This window comes from Photobacterium sp. DNB23_23_1, assembly GCF_052873815.1.
The window spans coordinates 29,431-47,401 of sequence record NZ_JBNNXT010000018.1; the positions used below are offsets into that span (position 1 = coordinate 29,431).

At 45.3% G+C, this 17,971-nt stretch carries 15 protein-coding genes; 10 read left to right on the forward strand and 5 right to left on the reverse strand.

Annotated elements, in window-relative coordinates; genetic code table 11:
• Positions 1-374: 374 nt before the first annotated feature.
• Together iolB and iolG are read left to right on the forward strand one after the other, a co-directional pair.
• Complete coding sequence (gene iolB, locus ACVA53_RS13020) at positions 375-1,199, forward strand: 5-deoxy-glucuronate isomerase (protein ID WP_446505322.1); 825 nt, start codon at positions 375-377, stop codon at positions 1,197-1,199.
• A gap of 24 nt (positions 1,200-1,223) precedes the next feature.
• Complete coding sequence (iolG, locus tag ACVA53_RS13025) at positions 1,224-2,207, forward strand: inositol 2-dehydrogenase (RefSeq protein WP_255043946.1); 984 nt, start codon at positions 1,224-1,226, stop codon at positions 2,205-2,207.
• A gap of 203 nt (positions 2,208-2,410) precedes the next feature.
• On the opposite strand, the gene ACVA53_RS13030 is transcribed toward iolG, so the two are convergent.
• On the reverse strand, positions 2,411-3,268 hold the full coding sequence (locus tag ACVA53_RS13030) for a MurR/RpiR family transcriptional regulator (RefSeq protein WP_255043947.1): 858 nt from the start codon (positions 3,266-3,268) through the stop codon (positions 2,411-2,413).
• A gap of 317 nt (positions 3,269-3,585) precedes the next feature.
• Here ACVA53_RS13030 and ACVA53_RS13035 point away from each other — a divergent pair, with 317 nt between their 5' ends.
• Positions 3,586-4,059 (forward strand): ASCH domain-containing protein, encoded by a 474-nt coding sequence (locus ACVA53_RS13035; RefSeq protein WP_446505323.1) that lies wholly within the window; start codon positions 3,586-3,588, stop codon positions 4,057-4,059.
• Positions 4,060-4,214: 155 nt separating this feature from the next.
• Entirely contained in the window at positions 4,215-4,829 is a 615-nt protein-coding gene (locus tag ACVA53_RS13040; protein WP_446505324.1) for a DsbA family protein, read from the forward strand.
• A gap of 124 nt (positions 4,830-4,953) precedes the next feature.
• Here ACVA53_RS13040 and ACVA53_RS13045 read toward each other — a convergent pair whose 3' ends face one another.
• Positions 4,954-5,628: a tRNA (adenine(22)-N(1))-methyltransferase gene (locus ACVA53_RS13045; protein ID WP_446505325.1), complete on the reverse strand. Its 675-nt coding sequence runs from the start codon at positions 5,626-5,628 to the stop codon at positions 4,954-4,956.
• 282 nt (positions 5,629-5,910) lie between these two features.
• Here ACVA53_RS13045 and ACVA53_RS13050 point away from each other — a divergent pair, with 282 nt between their 5' ends.
• Complete coding sequence (locus ACVA53_RS13050) at positions 5,911-6,552, forward strand: HD domain-containing protein (protein ID WP_446505326.1); 642 nt, start codon at positions 5,911-5,913, stop codon at positions 6,550-6,552.
• 309 nt (positions 6,553-6,861) lie between these two features.
• Here ACVA53_RS13050 and ACVA53_RS13055 read toward each other — a convergent pair whose 3' ends face one another.
• The 3 genes from ACVA53_RS13055 to ACVA53_RS13065 all read right to left on the reverse strand — a co-directional run bounded on the left by ACVA53_RS13055 (position 6,862) and on the right by ACVA53_RS13065 (position 10,467).
• Positions 6,862-7,878: an ABC transporter permease gene (locus tag ACVA53_RS13055; RefSeq protein ID WP_255043952.1), complete on the reverse strand. Its 1,017-nt coding sequence runs from the start codon at positions 7,876-7,878 to the stop codon at positions 6,862-6,864.
• 74 nt (positions 7,879-7,952) lie between these two features.
• The gene (locus ACVA53_RS13060; protein ID WP_255043953.1) at positions 7,953-9,446 is read right to left on the reverse strand and encodes a sugar ABC transporter ATP-binding protein; all 1,494 of its coding nucleotides are present in this window, start codon (positions 9,444-9,446) and stop codon (positions 7,953-7,955) included.
• A 79-nt stretch (positions 9,447-9,525) separates the two neighbouring features.
• The gene (locus ACVA53_RS13065) at positions 9,526-10,467 is read right to left on the reverse strand and encodes a sugar ABC transporter substrate-binding protein (RefSeq protein WP_446505350.1); all 942 of its coding nucleotides are present in this window, start codon (positions 10,465-10,467) and stop codon (positions 9,526-9,528) included.
• 687 nt (positions 10,468-11,154) lie between these two features.
• On the opposite strand from ACVA53_RS13065, the gene ACVA53_RS13070 reads away from it, so the two are divergent.
• The 5 genes from ACVA53_RS13070 to ACVA53_RS13090 all read left to right on the forward strand — a co-directional run bounded on the left by ACVA53_RS13070 (position 11,155) and on the right by ACVA53_RS13090 (position 17,966).
• Positions 11,155-13,062: a bifunctional 5-dehydro-2-deoxygluconokinase/5-dehydro-2-deoxyphosphogluconate aldolase gene (locus ACVA53_RS13070; protein ID WP_446505327.1), complete on the forward strand. Its 1,908-nt coding sequence runs from the start codon at positions 11,155-11,157 to the stop codon at positions 13,060-13,062.
• A gap of 11 nt (positions 13,063-13,073) precedes the next feature.
• Complete coding sequence (gene iolD, locus ACVA53_RS13075; protein WP_446505328.1) at positions 13,074-14,924, forward strand: 3D-(3,5/4)-trihydroxycyclohexane-1,2-dione acylhydrolase (decyclizing); 1,851 nt, start codon at positions 13,074-13,076, stop codon at positions 14,922-14,924.
• A gap of 11 nt (positions 14,925-14,935) precedes the next feature.
• Positions 14,936-15,844 (forward strand): myo-inosose-2 dehydratase, encoded by a 909-nt coding sequence (iolE, locus tag ACVA53_RS13080; protein ID WP_446505329.1) that lies wholly within the window; start codon positions 14,936-14,938, stop codon positions 15,842-15,844.
• 17 nt (positions 15,845-15,861) lie between these two features.
• Positions 15,862-17,370, forward strand: a complete 1,509-nt coding sequence (locus ACVA53_RS13085; protein ID WP_446505330.1) for a CoA-acylating methylmalonate-semialdehyde dehydrogenase — start codon at positions 15,862-15,864, stop codon at positions 17,368-17,370.
• Positions 17,371-17,495: 125 nt separating this feature from the next.
• Positions 17,496-17,966, forward strand: a complete 471-nt coding sequence (locus ACVA53_RS13090; protein ID WP_446505331.1) for an RpiB/LacA/LacB family sugar-phosphate isomerase — start codon at positions 17,496-17,498, stop codon at positions 17,964-17,966.
• Positions 17,967-17,971: the final 5 nt, after the last annotated feature.

Here is a 17,971-nt window from a genome sequence, read left to right on the forward strand (position 1 = left end):
GTTATATTCATTATTCTTTTATTTACTGTTACCCCATCGAGCTAGGCAAACCGTCTGGCTCGATGTCTTTCTAATGGCTTCTATTTTCATAATTACTGAATGCCCAGAAGACACTGGCTTACGTTTAATCGCTAATAATTCCGCCAACTTATACCTCACCTGTCACAGTCTTTAAAATTTACTTTTTGAGCATTGATGAACAATTTTTTATGCCAACTATTGCATCACTCGATAAGAAATTTTCGTCATGTTACCTTGCCCACAAAATGAACCATATGTTTCATAATCGAATTGAAAAGATTTTTTCATTCCCATATTATTTTGAAAAATATTTACGAACCTATATAACGATTACAAGCATTGGGAAGGCCGCCATGTCAAAACTGCTCTCAAAATACCATGCCCCTGATCAGCATGGTAATACCCAAACAATTACCCCAGAAAGTGCGCAATGGGGTTATGTTGGATTTAAAGCGTTTGAACTTGAATGCGGCCAAAGTTTAGAGTTACCAGCCAGCGATGATGAAGTGTGTTTAGTGCTGGTGGGCGGTTTTGCCACGGTTACGACTCAATCTGAAACGTTCGAAAACATCGGTGACCGAATGGGGCCGTTTGAGCGCAAGAAACCTTATGCTGTCTACGTTGCCAAAGGTGAGGCGATTACCGTTGTGGCCAATACCCAGCTAGAACTTGCAGTGTGTACCGCGCCAGGGCATGGTAATTATCCAACCCGTTTGATCGCACCAGATGATATTGATGCTGAACAGCGCGGTGTCGGGAATAATAAGCGTTATGTCCATAATATTCTGCCTGACTACAAAGAAGCTGATAGTTTGCTGGTCGTAGAAGTGTATACCGATGAAGGTTGCACCAGCTCGTATCCAAGCCATAAACATGATCAAGATGCAGAGCCCAACGAAACCTATCTCGAAGAAACTTATTATCACCGTTTGAACCCTTCACAAGGGTTCTGCATGCAGCGTGTTTATACCGATGATCGTTCATTGGACGAGTGCATGGCGGTTTACGATAAAGACGTCGTTCAAGCCCCTAAGGGTTATCATCCGGTGGCAACTATTGCAGGCTACGACAGCTATTACCTCAATGTAATGGCAGGGCCTACGCGTAAATGGTTGTTTACTTGGGAAGATGACCATCAATGGATAAATGAAGAAAAATATGCAAGAAAACATCAATAATTAATTTCGGCAAAGGAGTGAGACATGTTTAATATTGCGTTATTTGGCGCTGGCAGGATTGGCCAAGTGCATGCTGTAAATATTGCAAAGCATCCCAAGACAACACTGTATTCAATCATCGACCCCTATGTTGAGGGTGCGAACAAGCTTGCCGAAGAATATGGCGCGCAAGTACAAGAGATCGAGCAAGCAATGACCGATCCGAATGTACACGCAGTATGTATTTGCTCTGCAACCCATACACATGCAGACCTTATTGAAATGGCCGCCGCACATGGGAAAGTCATTTTCTGTGAAAAGCCAATTGATTTAGATCTTAGTCGTGTCCGTGATTGTTTAGCGACAGTACGTAAGCATGGCACACCGATGATGGTTGGTTTCAACCGCCGTTATGACCCACAATTCAGAACTGTGAAGAACCAGCTAAATGCAGGTGTTATCGGTCAGCCGGAATCACTAGTGATCACCTCTCGTGATCCGTCGCCACCACCTGCAGAATATTCCAAAGTATCTGGTGGTATGTTCCGTGATATGACTATCCATGATTTGGATATGGCTCGTTTCATCATGGGTGAAGATCCTGTTTCGATCACAGCACACGGCAGCTGCATGGTTGATCCTGCTATCGGTGAAGCAGGGGACATCGACACCGCTGTGTTGGTGCTTAGCTTCCCATCAGGTGCGATTGCAACTATTAATAACAGCCGTCGTTCCGGTTACGGTTATGATCAGCGCCTTGAATTGCATGGCTCGAAAGGTTTGCTACAGGCACACAACGTTACAGAGAACTTGGTACAGCACTGGGGTGAAGAAGGCTGCGTAGCTGCAAAACCTCAGCACTTTTTCCTTGAGCGTTATGAAGCTGCTTATGTTGCAGAATGGCAGGACTTTGTTGACGTGCTTGAAGGTAAAGATCCTGAATGTGGCGGTGCGGATGGTGAATTTGCCCTTGTCATGGCTGATGCGGCCCTTGAGTCGATGAAGCAAGGCAAAACTATCAAGCTGTAATGTTTAAAAAGCCTCCTGAGTGATGACGGGAATGGGGTGACAGTTACCCCCCAATGACACTGCCCCAAAAAGTTAATCACTCTCTAAGCCCCGCAGTGCGGGGCTTTTTCTGTTAACGTCTTTTTGATTTTTTACCACTTTGTCGTAGGACGGCAGTCATTAATGAATTATGAAGTGATAAAAAGAGTAGGAAAGGGAAAGGCTTAGCTCAGAACGTTGATTTCAAGATCGTTACTTGCGCCTTGTCGATAGGCCAACGAAACTGCCAGTGTTTGTGCAAGGCACAAAGAAGCTGATTGGGAGCGGAAAGCTTCGACCTGGGCTTCTTTCACCACAAAGCACACATCACTGAAGGTGGCTAATGGGCTAACTTGGCTGTCGGTGATTACAATTTGTTTGGCACCGGCTTGCGAGGCAACCTCGCTGAGAGTGACAGTCTCTTGCGCATAAGGGCTAAAGCTGATGGATAGTACTGCATCATTAGGGCCAATCATCGAGAGTTGTTCTTTGAACATACCGCCTAACCCATCGATCAGGAATGCGCGGCGCTCAAGGTGACGTAATGCATAGGTGAGATAAGATGCGACGCTGAAAGAGCGTCTCAAGCCGATAAGGTAGATGTTATCAGCATTCATTAATATCTCGACCGCTTCTTCAAGCTTGTCTGTTGGTGTTTGCGCAGCAAGGTGATTCATTGCTTGTGCGTTCGCACGGGCGAACTCTTGCAAAATCATGGCCGGACTTTCAGGTGCGCTTTGTTCAGCGTCGAGCTCTTTGAAGAGTTTAGCTCGCTCGGTATAGCTTACTGTTTCTTCTACAAGGTTACGGCGAAACAGCTGTTTCATATCGTTAAAGCCGTTGAAACCAAATGCGTTGGCAAAACGGATCAAAGTAGAAGGGGGGACTTCAGCTTGGCTGGCAATTACTGCAACAGTGTCGAAAGCGACGCTGTTGGAGTTATCTAGCACATAACGCGCGACCTGCTGTAAACGCTTGCTAAGATCGCTATAACGCGTTCTAATTTGATCTTGCAGTTCGGTAAGGTTATTGGCAACAGACATCTCATACTCCCTTCAATTGCTCCTTTATGTATTGTAATAGCTAAGACACCAGTATGAAACATATTTTTCATATAATGCTGATTATATGCATGATTAGAATATACATTCCAAATATTATTGGCAGAAAAGTACGGTTTTGAGTTGAGTGGAAACCTAAACTGCGCAGGTGATGTCTTTCTGCCTGATTGGCCATGATTCCGTGAGATAAATCGGGATTTGAAAATGAAGAAAGTGATATGTTAAAATTTCAACATATCACTTTTTACAATTGAATCTATAACGCTGCTATATTTTTAATTGGATTTCGAGCCAAATTCATGGATGAAAGAAGTAAATTATATCTAGAACAATATCTTAGTACTCTGCCTGATGAAGTTGCATCAAAGTACACCTCATTTAGCGCAGATTATTTTTGTGCCGATGAATACAATGCAAATGTATGTGCTGATCTCATATTACGTGGTGAAAAAAGAGCATCGTGCAGCTTAGACATTTGGTACAGCGAACAAGGTGAAACCATGCCTGAAGTTGGTCATCTTCAGGTTGTAACCAATTGGGATGGTACGCCAGTTTGTATCACAGAAATAACCTCGGTATCAAAGTGCAAATACAATGAAGTAACGGCAGAATTTGCAGCGTTAGAGGGAGAGGGCGATAAGACTCTAGGTTGGTGGGAAAAAGCGCATTGGTACTTCTTTTCAAAAGAGTGCGAAGAACTCAATATCAGCCCATCAGAAGACATGCTACTTGTCTTAGAGCAGTTCAAAACTGTGTACCCACAAATAATATAACAAGCATATATGAGGGATTATCAACACTTGGTATTTTTCGTTCTATTTCAGTTTAAGTGTTTATGGCACAATCGTTTAGGTTGGGTGGTCGCGTTGCTCACCTTAATGCGGCTATGTGTCAGAGTGCCTCATTATACGAAGTAAATGGAGAGAGTATGCGATTTTTATACGTTATGGATCCCATGTGCGCTTGGTGTTATGGGTTTCAACCGGAACTAGAGAGATTTTTAGAACATTATCCTTCAGCTGACGTTGACTGGATAATGGGAGGGTTAGCTCCTGACACAGAAGAGCCTATGAACGAAAACCTAAAGCAAGCGATCTCTTCTTATTGGCACGAAATAGAAAAAGTTTCCCAAGTAACGTTTAATCATAGTTACTGGGAGTTAAATACACCTTATCGTTCGACATACCAAGCTTGCCGAGCAGTGATATCAGCTGAAAAGTTAGCCGTAAAGAGTGCTCAAAAGATGGTAAGAGCTATTCAATCGGCTTATTACCGTGAAGCTAGAAATCCTTCTTTAGATCGAACGTTGATTGATTGTGCTAAGTCATTAGATTTAAGTGAGAAGCAGTTTTTGGCGGCTCTTCATTCTAAGGAAACGGAATTGCGGCTTCGAGAACATTTAACTATTGCGCGTCATTTTCAGGTTAGTGGGTTTCCAGCTTTCTTTTATATCAATGAAGGTAAACAGGTTTACCCTTTAACTCTCGGTTTTTGCAAAGCTGACGAGCTTTTTGAACGCTTTACACTAATTCCTGAAGCGTGAGTGCATACAACGTCTTTAAGGCGGTCACCTCGTTGGCCGGAAAAACTGAACCGATGTGGGTATATTCGGGAACGGATCGCTAGGTAAACAGGGGCTGTGCCTTACGTTATAGATACGCATTAACTCAAACCGTTATTGCACAATAACCATCAATAATGGTCTGAATATTGGTATCGCCCGTGTTTCCCTGTTGAATACGACGATAATGGCCCAATGTTTTGTTTTTGTATTTTGTTGCGATATCGGCTTGTTCGGTCGAATCAGATTGCCAAATATTGCTACCGACAGCACTGACTTGCTCACGGTCTCCGCGTGTCGATGAGACGAGCATAATTTCATAAAAACGACGATTGTCTTCGATGAGCACTTCGTGTTCTAGTCCAAAGTCGTTCTTAATCAATGCTTTGCGCAGCGTAAACTGATGATTAACCGGGCACAGTAAGAAATCAATATTACTATTTTGATGGTCCTGATGAATAGCTTCTACAAGTTCGCTCATTAAGTCCCCCCCCACACCAGCAATGATGACCAAATGCTTACCGCTATATTGGTTTAGAGGGAGCTTTGCCACATCTTGGCAGTGGACTTTCCACGTGGCCTCAGGGTAGAAACGCTGAAGTTTTTGTTCCAATGCTGCCATCAGATCCGGAACAATATCAACAAAATGAACTGTTTTTGCTGCCTGTCGAGACAAGAGCGCTGCACCGATAAAGCCATGGTCACAGCAACAATCCCAAACATGGGTATAGTTAGGTGTGACCATTTGCTCGATTTTCTTCAATCTTTTACTGAGTTTCACGGGAATGCCTGATTAACGTTTTAAAACGCGCGCATTGTACTGGTTTTTACCCTTTTAGCGAAGTAGCTAAAGTGAATATAGTGCCACACCTGAGCAATGGCCTCTGCTTTTAGTAATGTGTTTGAGAATCGAGAAGGCTGTCGACATCTATGGTTTCCATTTCTTGTCATCGTATTTTCGCTTATGGTGCTTTACGTCTTTAAGGTACTATTTCTGTACTGTTTTATTAACAATTCAACTGGCGCTATCGTCTAGGTAGGTAAGGGGAGAACGGTGTAAAAAATGTTCGAAACTAAGTTAGGAAATCAGTTAGAAAATCAGTTTGTTGAGTTTATCCAATCAGAAATGCAGCAAGATCTCGCTCATGACATGAATCATGTGCTTAGGGTCGTTAAAACGGCCAAAGAATTATGTGCAAGTGAAGGGGCGGTACTTGAAGTTGTCCTTCCTGCTGCTTACCTACATGATTGCTTTTCGTTTCCAAAGAATCATCCAGATAGGACGAAAAGCTCTCAGGTTGCGGCTAATAAAGCGGTGGAGTTCCTGGCTAGTATTGATTACCCCTCTCAATATTTTGAGGCAATTCACCACGCCATTGTTACGCATAGCTTCAGCGCCAATATAGAGCCAAAAACACTAGAAGCTCAAATAGTTCAAGATGCAGACAGGCTAGATGCTTTAGGTGCCATTGGCATTGCAAGATGTATTCAGGTGAGTTCAAGCCTAGGTGTTAGCTTATATGATGCAGAAGATCCATTCAGTGAAGACAGAGATCTGAATGATCGGCTCTACACCATCGATCATTTCTACACCAAGCTCTTTAAATTGAAAGATACGATGAACACGTTATCTGCAAAGGCTGAAGCAGAGAAACGTACCGTCTTTATGGAAGAATACCTAAAGCAGTTAGGCGCAGAGATTTAATACCAATCTGGATAAGTAGTTGATCAAGTATTTGCATTGGAAAAATCGTTGTTATCAAGGCAGATATTGCAGTAACTAGTGGCTCTAATTACAAAATATCTAACGCAGAAAACAGCGATTTTAACCTGCAAGACTGATCAAATATTTATGTAGGTTGGTATAACACTTAGGTAAATAAAAAAAGCCACGTAACCCTAGGGGAGATACGTGGCACCTCAACGTGAAGTCCTACAGTAAAGCTAATTCTTTATAGGCCAAGTTGTATTTATTTTTATGTACTCGTCTTTATGCACTTATTAAGGGCAATGACTATTTGCTCTTTTTCTGTCGCTTCATATCGAAGACTACAGCGACCACAATGACCAAGCCTTTCACCACCTGCTGCCAGTATGCCGAGACGTTAAGTAAGTCGAGGCCGTTTTGCAGTACACCCATGATCATGGTACCAATAATGGTGCCTTGAATCGTCCCGATACCACCGGCGTGGGACACACCACCTACTGTTGCCGATGCAATGGCATCTAGCTCATACATTAACCCGAGGCCAGGCTGACCAGAGTTAATACGGGCAGATAGGATAAGTGCTGCAATACCGGCTAGTAGACCTGCATAGGTATATACCAGGATTTTATACTTCTTAACGTTGATCCCTGAAACATAGGCGGCTGTTTCGTTTCCACCAATTGCGTAGGCATATTTACCAAAGCGCGTGTAGTTAAGCAAAATGTAAGACACGATAGCCATAACAATAAAGATAACCACCGGAACGGGAATACCGGCAATGGTACCCTGACCAATCCACTGGTAAGAATCGATAAGGCTACTAACTGGACGGCCATCTGAGTAGAGCAGGGCAGCACCACGAGCAATAATCATCATACCCAAGGTTGCGATGAACGGAGGGATACCGGTATAAGCGATTAGTGCACCGTTAATATAGCCACAAAGTGCACCAACAGCTAACGCGACAAGGATTGGCACGATAACCGGTAACTCAGGCATGGCAGGATACATCCGCATGCCCCAGTCGAGAGTTTGCGCCATACTGGCCGAGGCCACAGCAGCAACGGCCAATACCGAGCCGGATGATAAGTCGATACCCCGGGTAATAATGATGATGGTCACCCCAAGGGCTAGCAGGCCGATACTGGCCATTTGGGTTACAACGTTAAGTAAGTTGGCTACTGTAAGGAATACTGGAGATAGAATCGTCATCACCACACACATGGCGATGAAAACAACGTAGATAGCATACTTTGAAATCAAGCGTTTATAATTCTGTGGCGATTTCGCACCAGACGTTGCTTCTATTAACTTCGCAATCATAATGACTTTCCTTGATTAATTTTTGCGTCACCCTGTCACGACAGCAGTGATTATGCGGTTTGGCTCTGGGAGTGTTATGCCAAGGCCATAGACATGATTTTTTCTTGGGTCGCTTCAGTACCGTCGAGCTCGCCTTTTAGTTTGCCTTCATGCATGACCAATACGCGGTCACTCATACCGATAACTTCTGGCAGCTCCGACGAAATCATGACCAAGCTTTTCCCCATACCGGTTAAAAGGCGCATGAGTTTGTAGATTTCAGATTTTGCACCCACATCGATGCCTCGGGTGGGTTCGTCGAGGAACAGAATATCGGGCTTGGTCAACATCCAGCGGGCGAGCAGCACTTTTTGCTGGTTACCACCACTGAGATTGTCGATAGCTTCATGCATATTCGGGGTTTTTACTTTGAGCTTCTTACAATGGTCTTCACTGTCTGAGCGCATTTGACGGACATCGAGCACATTTGCTACACGACTCTTATAAGCATCTAGATGGGCGATAGACGTATTGGCAAAAATATCTAACATCAGATAAAGGCCGGAATGACGGCGGTCTTCAGTTAAGAAAGCCATCTTGTGGCTAATGGCATCCTGAGGGGCTTTGATCTCTACATGTTCACCGTTGATCCAGATCTCTCCGGTGTCTATTTTGCGTACGCCGAATAGTGTTTCAATGAGTTCTGTTCGACCCGCGCCGACAAGGCCTGCAATACCTAGGATTTCACCTTCATGGAGCTTGAAATTCATGGGTTGAAAGCAGTCGTTAACTGACAGGTTTTTCACTTCAAGTCGAACTTTTCCCGGCTTGGCTGTTGGGGGGGGGAAAACATCGCCAAGATCACGGCCAACCATCATCTGAACAAGTTCGTCATGGTTTGTGTCTCTCGCTTCGCGTTCGCCGATATAGCAACCGTCACGGAATACGGTAATGTCATCACAGATTTTGAAAATCTCATCCATCTTGTGGCTGATATACACCATGGCAACGCCTTGGGATTTGAGCTTTTCGATGATCTCGAACAGGTGGGCGACTTCTTTGCCGGTCAGCGCTGAGGTCGGTTCATCCATGATGATGATCTTTGAATTGAATGAAATAGCCTTGGCGATTTCAACCATTTGCATTGTTGCGACTGTTAAGTCGCTCATCAAAGTACGTGGGTCCAGATCTAGGTCAAGGCGCTGAAGTAGGTCTGTGGTATCGGCGAACATCTTTTTATGATCAATGAGCTTCAATGGCCCTTTAATAGGCTCCCGGCCTAGCCAGATGTTCTCAGCAATATTCCGGTGAAGAATGGGGGATAGTTCTTGGTGAATCATTGAAATACCACTTTCCAGTGATTCTTTTGCGCCTGTGAAGTCTACGAGTTCTCCTTGATAGCGAATTGTACCTGTATCTCGTTGATATGTGCCAAACAGCACTTTCATCAAGGTCGATTTCCCTGCACCATTTTCGCCCATAAGCGCCATCACGCGGCCTTTCTTCAGGGTAAGTTGCACATTATCGAGTGCTTTTACGCCGGGAAAGGTTTTGGTAATACCACGCATCTCAAGTATTACTTGGCTCATACTGATTTGCTCCAAAGTAGGCCCTACGTCGCTAACGCAGAGTAGGGCCGGATAAGTTATTTACAGAGAGGGATATGAATTAACCTTTAGCTTGGAATTCAGCTAGGTTGTCTTTGGTTACAAGTTCAGCAGGAATCCAAGTGATTTTTTCTTGTGGCTTTTTATTGATAGCGTTCAGTGCAGCATCAAGTGCACCTCTGGCTTGACCTACACCATCCTGGAAAACGGTGGCATCCAATGCGCCTTGTTCAATAGCCATGATGCCATCTGGGGTAGCATCAACACCGACGACGATGGTGTCATCGAGTTTGCCTGCAGCACGAAGTGCCTGAATTGCACCGAGTGCCATGTCATCATTGTTTGCCAGAATGATGTCGATTTGTTCACCAGAATTGATCCAGTTCTCCATTACGATCATGCCTTGCGAGCGTTGCCATAGACCGGTTTGCTTACGGGTAACGTTGTATTCTGGCTTGTCTTTGAAGAAGTCTTCTGCACCTTGGGTACGAAGCAATGCGGCTTCAACCGTCATCATGCCCATAATGATACCGATATTCCCGCCATCCGTTTTCGAGGCTGCATATTTTGCCTGCTCTTCACCGAAGCGTACTTCGTTAGAGCCGACATAAGACACCCCATCAGGTAGGTAACCAGGGCGACGGTTCAGGTATACCAATTCGATGCCTGCTTTTTGAATGCTGTCAGTTATTGGTTGGGTTGCATCAGTATTAACCGGAACAAGAATGATGCCGTCAACTTGCTGGACAATGAAGTTTTGGATTTGACCCAATTGTTTCACTGTATCTTCTTTTGCATCGACGAAAATGAGCTCAACATCGCCCAACTCCTTTGCGTACTCCGCCATAGAATCTTTCATGTAGACCATGAAAGTATCGTCAAAGTTTGGGATAGCAACGCCGATCTTTGTTTTAGCTTCGCCTTCCTCACCACCACAAGCAGCAAGTGTTAATACCGCGCCTATGATGGCAACTTTGCGTAGGATTCCTTTAGTTAGGACCATTGTCGTCGAGACAGAGTTCGTAAGTAGAGAAGTAATTCCATGTATCAGTGACGGCATTGTAGCCTCCTTATTATTGTGCACTTAACCGTTCTCTTTTGTGAAATATATATTTCAAAAGACCGGTAAATTGGTGCTAATAACTTTCTAGAGTGAAACGTGGTTCTAGAAAGCATGTTCACGTTGATTGAAATAAATTTATTATTTTTATGTAAACAACTATAAGCTCGCGCTCGATTAATAACCACCCCTGATTGAGTGAAAATGACAGAATTGTTAACCAAGTCTCACTGAAATCAATGCTTAATAGCTACTAAATGCTCTAAAATTATGATTTTTAAAGCTAAATATGACGCATGTATCATTATTATTCGCTAACTTGTTGATGGGGAATGAAATGTTGTGATATCGCAAGTGTGTTGCGGTTATGTTGCTTTGATTTGAAAAATATTTTTCATTCTCGTCGTCTTCTTACTGATGTTTTGTTGGAGGGAGGAAATTCTACCTTGATCACAAAACACATATTTCATTTCACTTTTCATTTAAAATGAAATGAATATTTCGTATCATAAATGTATCGAAATAGTGAGCGTTGAGATAGCTGTTCTCAACGTAGATTGCCAAAATCAGTTCAACCATTATCAGAACGATTTTTAACTACAGCAGTGGTTAAAGGAAGGAGTGGAAAGGATGAATACCAGCAATAAGAAATTGGATCTTATTTGTTTGGGGCGAGTTGCCGTGGATTTCTATGGCCAGCAGATTGGTGCGCGCCTTGAGGATATGGGCACTTTCTCTAAGTATCTCGGTGGATCATCAGGCAACGTCGCCTATGGTACAGCAAGGCAGGGGCTGAAGTCCTCTATGCTGGCTCGAGTTGGTGATGAGCACATGGGTCGCTTCTTAAGAGAAGAGTTACAGCGTGTGGGTGTTGATACCAGTAATTTAATTACCGATGAAGAACGTTTAACTGCTTTGGTTATTCTCGGCATTAAAGATGAAGATACCTTTCCACTGATTTTTTACCGCGATAACTGTGCTGATATGGCAATCACTGCTGATGATATTGATGAAGAGTATATTGCCTCAGCTCGTTGCCTAGCGATCACCGGTACTCATTTGTCTCACCCTAATACCCGTGAAGCTGTACTGACGGCATTGCGTTATGCCCGCAAACATGGTGTTAAAACCGCGATTGATATTGATTATCGCCCTGTCCTTTGGGGGTTAACCCACCTTGGTGATGGTGAAACTCGTTTTATTGAATCAGGTCAGGTGACGGAACAACTTCAGGAAGTTCTGGGTTTGTTCGACCTAATTGTTGGCACCGAAGAAGAATTCCACATTGCCGGAGGCTCAACCGATACGGTGGAGGCACTCAAGGCGGTGCGAGCAGTCAGCAAGGCCGAGTTAGTTTGTAAACGTGGCCCTTTGGGATGCTCTGTATTTACTGATGATATTCCTCATGATCTTGATGAAGGGATCACCGTTGAAGGGGTTCGCGTTGATGTGCTGAACGTGCTCGGTGCGGGTGATGCCTTTATGTCGGGCCTGTTGCGTGGATACCTTAACGAGGAAGGCTGGGAGAAAGCCTGTGCTTATGCTAATGCTTGCGGTGCCTTGGTGGTGTCACGTCATGGTTGTGCGCCAGCGATGCCTTCAAAAGAAGAGTTGGATGACTATTTGACTCGTGCCAATGACGTTCCACGTCCGGATCTTGATGGCCGATTGAATCATCTTCACCGCGTCACTACCCGTGATAAAGAGTGGGACGAATTATGCGTATTGGCTTTTGACCACCGTATCCAGTTTGTTGATATGGCACGTGAAGCCAATGCCGATATTCGTCGAGTTAAAGCACTGAAAAAAATCATTTTACAAGCTGGCCGTGAAGTCGCTGAAGAAGCAGGGCTTAATGGAAAAGCGGGTTTGCTGTGTGATAGTACATTCGGTCAAGATGTCTTGAATGACATTACCGGTGAAGGTTGGTGGATTGGTCGCCCAATAGAATTGCCTACTTCCCGGCCACTTGAGTTGGAGCACGGCAATATTGGGTCCCAGCTAATTGATTGGCCGTTAGAGCATGTTGTGAAGTGCTTGGTGTTCTTCCACCCAGATGATCATCATACGTTGCGCCTTGAGCAGGAGAAGCAAGTGCGTGAAGTGTATGAAGCGTGCTGCAAAACAGGCCATGAATTACTGTTGGAAATTATATTGCCTGCCGATATGGAACGCTCCGATGCGCTATACCTGCGTGCCATGCAGCGTTTTTACAACTTAGGCGTTAAACCTGACTGGTGGAAACTACCGCCGATGGCTGCTGAATCTTGGCAGGACATCAGTGAACTGATCCAAGCTCGCGATAAGCACTGCCGTGGTGTTGTGTTACTGGGTTTGGATGCACCAGAAGATGAATTGAAAGCAGGCTTTAATGCGGCGGCGAATGCCAGTGTTGTAAAAGGCTTTGCCGTTGGCAGGACTATTTTTGGCCAACCATCTCGTCAGTGGCTAGCCAATGAGATTGATGATGCTGGTTTGATTGCACAGATTAAGCAGAACTATCACAACTTAATCACTATGTGGCGTCAGCGTGGCTAAAGGAGCAGACAATGAGTATTAATACTGTACGGCTGACAATGGCTCAGGCATTAGTTAAATACCTACAGGCGCAAAAGGTGGACGTTGATGGTGAAATTCAATCCATGTTTGCAGGCGTGTTTGCTATTTTTGGTCACGGCAATGTAGCAGGGCTAGGGGAAGCGCTTTACCACGCCAATGAAACTTTGCCGACATACCGTGCTCATAATGAACAAGCAATGGCGCATAGTGCGATTGCTTTTGCCAAGGCCAATAATCGCCAGCGAATGATGGCTGCCACAACATCGGTTGGTCCCGGTGCATTGAATATGGTGACAGCGGCTGCTCTTGCGCATGTCAATCGTCTACCCGTCCTACTTCTGCCTGGAGATACGTTTGCTACCCGTGAACCAGATCCAGTATTACAACAGGTTGAGGACTGGAGTGACGCAACAATTACGCCGAATAATTGTTTCAAACCGGTTAGTCGCTTCTTTGATCGTATTACGCGTCCAGAGCAGTTATTGAACAGCTTGCCGCAAGCGATGCGAGTGCTGACCGATCCGGTTGAGTGCGGCCCTGCAACCATTGCGCTCCCGCAAGATGTTCAAACCATGGCTTTTGATTACCCGTTGCATTTTTTCAAAGAGACAATCCACCGAGTGCGCCGTCCGGGTGCCGATGAGCAAGAATTGGCCGGAGTTGTTGAATTAATCAAACAAGCAAAACAGCCGTTGGTTATTGCTGGTGGCGGGATCCACTATTCCGGGGCTTTAGAGCAATTCCGTGAGTTTGTTGAAACCTATGAGCTGCCTGTTGGTGAAACTCAGGCAGGTAAAGGGGCCTTGCCATGGGATCACTCATCGAACCTTGGCTCCATTGGTGTTACAGGTTCAGCCGCTGTGAACACGATGGCCGCAGAAGCTGATGTCATTATTGCTGTGGGAAGTCGGTTGCAGGACTTTACCTCAAGTTCTAGAGCCTTGTTTAAGGCTGATGCAAAAATAGTCTCGTTGAATGTGAACGGCTTTGATGCCACTAAGCACTACGGAACGCCATTGGTTGCTGACGCTAAGGTGACGCTTCCTAAACTGACGCAAACATTAGCAGATTGGCAGGTTGCTGCTGATTGGAAAATGAAAGCAGAGACACTTCGCCAGCAGTGGAACGAAACCGTTTCTATTGCTATGACCGACCGTGGAACTGAACTGCCGACCGATGCCGAAGTGATTGGAGCGGTTAACCGTGCAGCTGATGAAAAAGACATTGTTGTCTGTGCCGCGGGTGGCTTACCTGGCGAATTGCATAAGTTATGGCGTACCCGCTATGACAAGGGTTATCACCTAGAATACGGCTTCTCTTGCATGGGGTATGAGATCGCTGGCGGGCTTGGCGTCAAGATGGCTAAACCAGATTCTGAAGTTTTCATCATGATCGGTGATGGCTCATACCTCATGCTTAATTCTGAAATAGCCACTTCGGTTATGTTAGGTCACAAGCTAGTGCTGGTGGTGTTGGACAACCGTGGTTACGGTTGTATTAACCGCCTTCAACATGCTTGTGGTGGGGCTGGATTTAATAACTTGCTTAAAGATTGCAACACTGTCGAAGAAGGCGCACCGAAAACTGACTTTGCAGCCCATGCCCGTTCGTTAGGGGCGCAGGCAGAACAAGTTGCTAGTATCGCCGAGCTTGAACAAGCCTTGATGCGAGCTAAGCAGGCCACGTCTACTTATGTCATTACCCTGGCGACCGACCCTCTCAGTACGACTGAATCCGGTGGTTCATGGTGGGAAGTTGCGGTGCCGGAAGTGTCTGAGCGTGAACAAGTACGTGCGGCCAGAGTACGGTATGAAATCGCCAAACAACAGCAAGTTATTTAAGGAGAATAAGCATGACTGTTCAACTAGGTATCAATCCACTGACTTGGACCAACGATGACTTGCCATCTCTGGGGGCAGAAACACCGCTTGAGACGTGTTTGAAAGAAGGTCGTCAAGCCGGTTTTGCAGGCTTTGAGCTGGGGAATAAGTTTCCGCGTGAAGCCAGCATACTTGGACTAATTTTAGCGAATCATGATGTTAAGTTGGTTTCTGGTTGGTACTCCGGTGAGCTGCTAACCCGTACGGTTGAAGAAGAAATTGAAGCCGTACAATCACATTTAACATTATTGCGTGAGTTGGGTGCCAAGGTGATGGTATTCGCTGAAGTGACCAATTGTATCCACGGTCTACAAGACACACCAGTGCGTTTGCGCCCTAAGTTCCCCGCTGACAAGTGGCAAGAATATGGTAAGAAGCTCAGTGAGTTTGCCAAATACACCAAAAGCCAAGGTGTCGAAGTTGCTTATCACCATCACATGGGTACGGTTATCGAAACCGCTGACGATATCGATAACTTGATGGAGTACACCAGTGATGAGGTAGGTTTGCTGCTTGATACCGGCCACCTGACATTCGCAGGTGCCGATCCAGTACTGGTCGCAACGCGTTGGGCTCATCGTATCAACCATGTTCATACCAAAGATGTAAGAGCTGATGTATTGGCCGGTGCACAGAACCGAAATACCAGTTTCCTAAATGCGGTGTTAGATGGCGTATTCACGGTACCGGGTGATGGTTGCGTAAATTACCCAGCGGTATTCGAGCAGCTGAAGAAAGCGAATTATCAAGGTTGGTGCGTTGTAGAGGCAGAGCAGGATCCTTCCATTGCTCACCCAATGACGTATGCAACTTTAGGTTTTAACAATTTACAAAAACTTGCTCGCGAGGCCGGGCTATTAACTGGCGAAGGCCAAGAGTAATGACAGGAGCAAAATCAATGGAAACAGTTCAAAACTTCATTCAGGGACAGATCAGCGAAAGCCACAGCCAGCGCTTTGCACCGGTATTTAACCCGGCGACAGGCGAGCAAACTCGTCAGGTGGTTCTAAGCTCTGCGGCCGAAACTGCTGAAGCTGTTGCAGCGGCAGATAAAGCATTCCCTGCTTGGGCTAAAACTTCACCGCTAAAACGTGCCCGCGTAATGTTCAACTTCAAAGCATTGTTAGAGCAGAACATGGATAAGTTAGCTCGTTTGATTTCTAACGAGCACGGTAAAGTCTATTCTGACGCAGTCGGTGAATTGACGCGTGGTCTTGAAGTGGTTGAGTTTGCCTGTGGTATTCCACACCTGCAAAAAGGTGAGCACTCAGCAAACGTGGGAACCGGCGTGGATAGCCATTCGTTGATGCAGCCATTGGGTGTGTGTGCCGGTATTACGCCATTCAACTTCCCGGCAATGGTACCAATGTGGATGTTCCCGGTTGCATTGGCAACGGGTAATACGTTTATACTGAAACCATCAGAGAAAGATCCATCATTGGGCCTGGTTATTGCAGAATTATTGAAAGAAGCTGGCTTGCCTGATGGTGTATTTAACGTCGTCAATGGTGATAAAGAATCTGTTGATGTGCTGCTTACTGATCCACGCGTTCAAGCGGTAAGTTTTGTTGGTTCGACACCCATTGCTGAGTACATTTATTCAACAGCCTCTGCACACGGTAAGCGTTGCCAAGCGCTTGGAGGCGCGAAAAACCACTGTATCCTGATGCCAGATGCTGATTTGGATATGGCGACAAGCGCTATCATGGGCGCAGCTTATGGTGCTGCTGGTGAGCGCTGTATGGCATTATCCGTTGTGGTTGCCGTTGGTGATGAAACCGCTGATCAGGTTATTGATAAACTGAAGTCACAAATTGATGTGATGAAGGTGGGCCCTGGTGTGGTTGATGGCCCTGAAAATGATATGGGCCCAGTTGTTTCAGCTCAGCATAAACAGAAGATCTGTGACTATATTACTTCAGGTGTCGAGCAAGGGGCTTCACTGGCTGTTGATGGCCGTGATATTCGCATTGAAGGCCATGAAAACGGCTTCTTTGTCGGGCCAACACTGTTCGACAATGTGTCACCAGAAATGACCATTTATCAAGAAGAGATCTTCGGCCCAGTCCTAGCGATTGTACGTGTACCGGATTATCAGACTGGCCTTGAGCTTATTAACCGCCATGAATACGGTAATGGTACCGCTATCTTTACCCGCGATGGTGAAACTGCCCGTCAATTCAGTGAAGATGTACTGGCTGGTATGGTTGGAGTGAACGTGCCAATTCCAGTCCCAATGGCCTTCCATAGCTTCGGTGGTTGGAAGCGCTCAGTATTCGGTCCGCTGAATGTACATGGCAACGACGGGGTGCGCTTCTATACCCGAATGAAGACAGTCACTAGCCGTTGGCCTGCCAGTGTTCGTCTTGAGCAGCACAGCAGCAGCTTTGTTATGCCGACGATGTAAACGCAAATTGATTTGAATTGTAAAAGCCAGGCTGTTCTCAGTCTGGCTTTTTATTTGTGGTATATATAATTCATTATTTACTGTGTTTGGTATAGGTATAGCTTTAAACAAAGGATTGAATCAATATGAAAATAGCAATTGGCAATGATCACATGGGTGTCGAGATGAAGTGTCGTATAACAGAAAATCTTGAGGCTTTGGGCCATACAATGGTGAACGTTGGTACCGATGATAAAGACCGAACACATTCCGCTTTGTATGCTGAGGAGGTAACAAACCTGATAAACCAAGGCAAGGTAGATAGAGGGGTTTTGATTTGCGGCACAGGTGTTGGTATGTCAATCTGCGCCAATAAAGTTAACGGTATTCGTGCAGTGATGGGGACAAACCTTTACACGGTAAAGCAATCAAAAGAGCATAATGATACCAATGTGCTTACCCTTGGTGCTCTCAATACCGATCTATCTACTGCATTGCAACTCGTTAAAACATGGCTCGATGCAAAGTTTGATGGTACGGAAACACGCCAATATAGACTTAGTCTTATTAGCGAGATAGAAGCTCATCAGCTAAAAAAAGAAGAACGTCATTCTTGAGCACA

Bases quoted from the DNA above. Each gene is read 5' to 3' on its own strand.
- iolB (WP_446505322.1), top strand. From the start codon at position 375: ATGTCAAAACTGCTCTCAAAATACCATGCCCCTGATCAGCATGGTAAT.
- ACVA53_RS13030 (WP_255043947.1), bottom strand. From the start codon at position 3,268: ATGTCTGTTGCCAATAACCTTACCGAACTGCAAGATCAAATTAGAACG.
- ACVA53_RS13070 (WP_446505327.1), top strand. From the start codon at position 11,155: ATGAATACCAGCAATAAGAAATTGGATCTTATTTGTTTGGGGCGAGTT.
- iolG (WP_255043946.1), top strand. From the start codon at position 1,224: ATGTTTAATATTGCGTTATTTGGCGCTGGCAGGATTGGCCAAGTGCAT.
- ACVA53_RS13090 (WP_446505331.1), top strand. From the start codon at position 17,496: ATGAAAATAGCAATTGGCAATGATCACATGGGTGTCGAGATGAAGTGT.
- ACVA53_RS13035 (WP_446505323.1), top strand. From the start codon at position 3,586: ATGGATGAAAGAAGTAAATTATATCTAGAACAATATCTTAGTACTCTG.
- ACVA53_RS13065 (WP_446505350.1), bottom strand. From the start codon at position 10,467: ATGGTCCTAACTAAAGGAATCCTACGCAAAGTTGCCATCATAGGCGCG.
- iolD (WP_446505328.1), top strand. From the start codon at position 13,074: ATGAGTATTAATACTGTACGGCTGACAATGGCTCAGGCATTAGTTAAA.
- iolE (WP_446505329.1), top strand. From the start codon at position 14,936: ATGACTGTTCAACTAGGTATCAATCCACTGACTTGGACCAACGATGAC.
- ACVA53_RS13085 (WP_446505330.1), top strand. From the start codon at position 15,862: ATGGAAACAGTTCAAAACTTCATTCAGGGACAGATCAGCGAAAGCCAC.
- ACVA53_RS13055 (WP_255043952.1), bottom strand. From the start codon at position 7,878: ATGATTGCGAAGTTAATAGAAGCAACGTCTGGTGCGAAATCGCCACAG.
- ACVA53_RS13050 (WP_446505326.1), top strand. From the start codon at position 5,911: ATGTTCGAAACTAAGTTAGGAAATCAGTTAGAAAATCAGTTTGTTGAG.
- ACVA53_RS13060 (WP_255043953.1), bottom strand. From the start codon at position 9,446: ATGAGCCAAGTAATACTTGAGATGCGTGGTATTACCAAAACCTTTCCC.
- ACVA53_RS13040 (WP_446505324.1), top strand. From the start codon at position 4,215: ATGCGATTTTTATACGTTATGGATCCCATGTGCGCTTGGTGTTATGGG.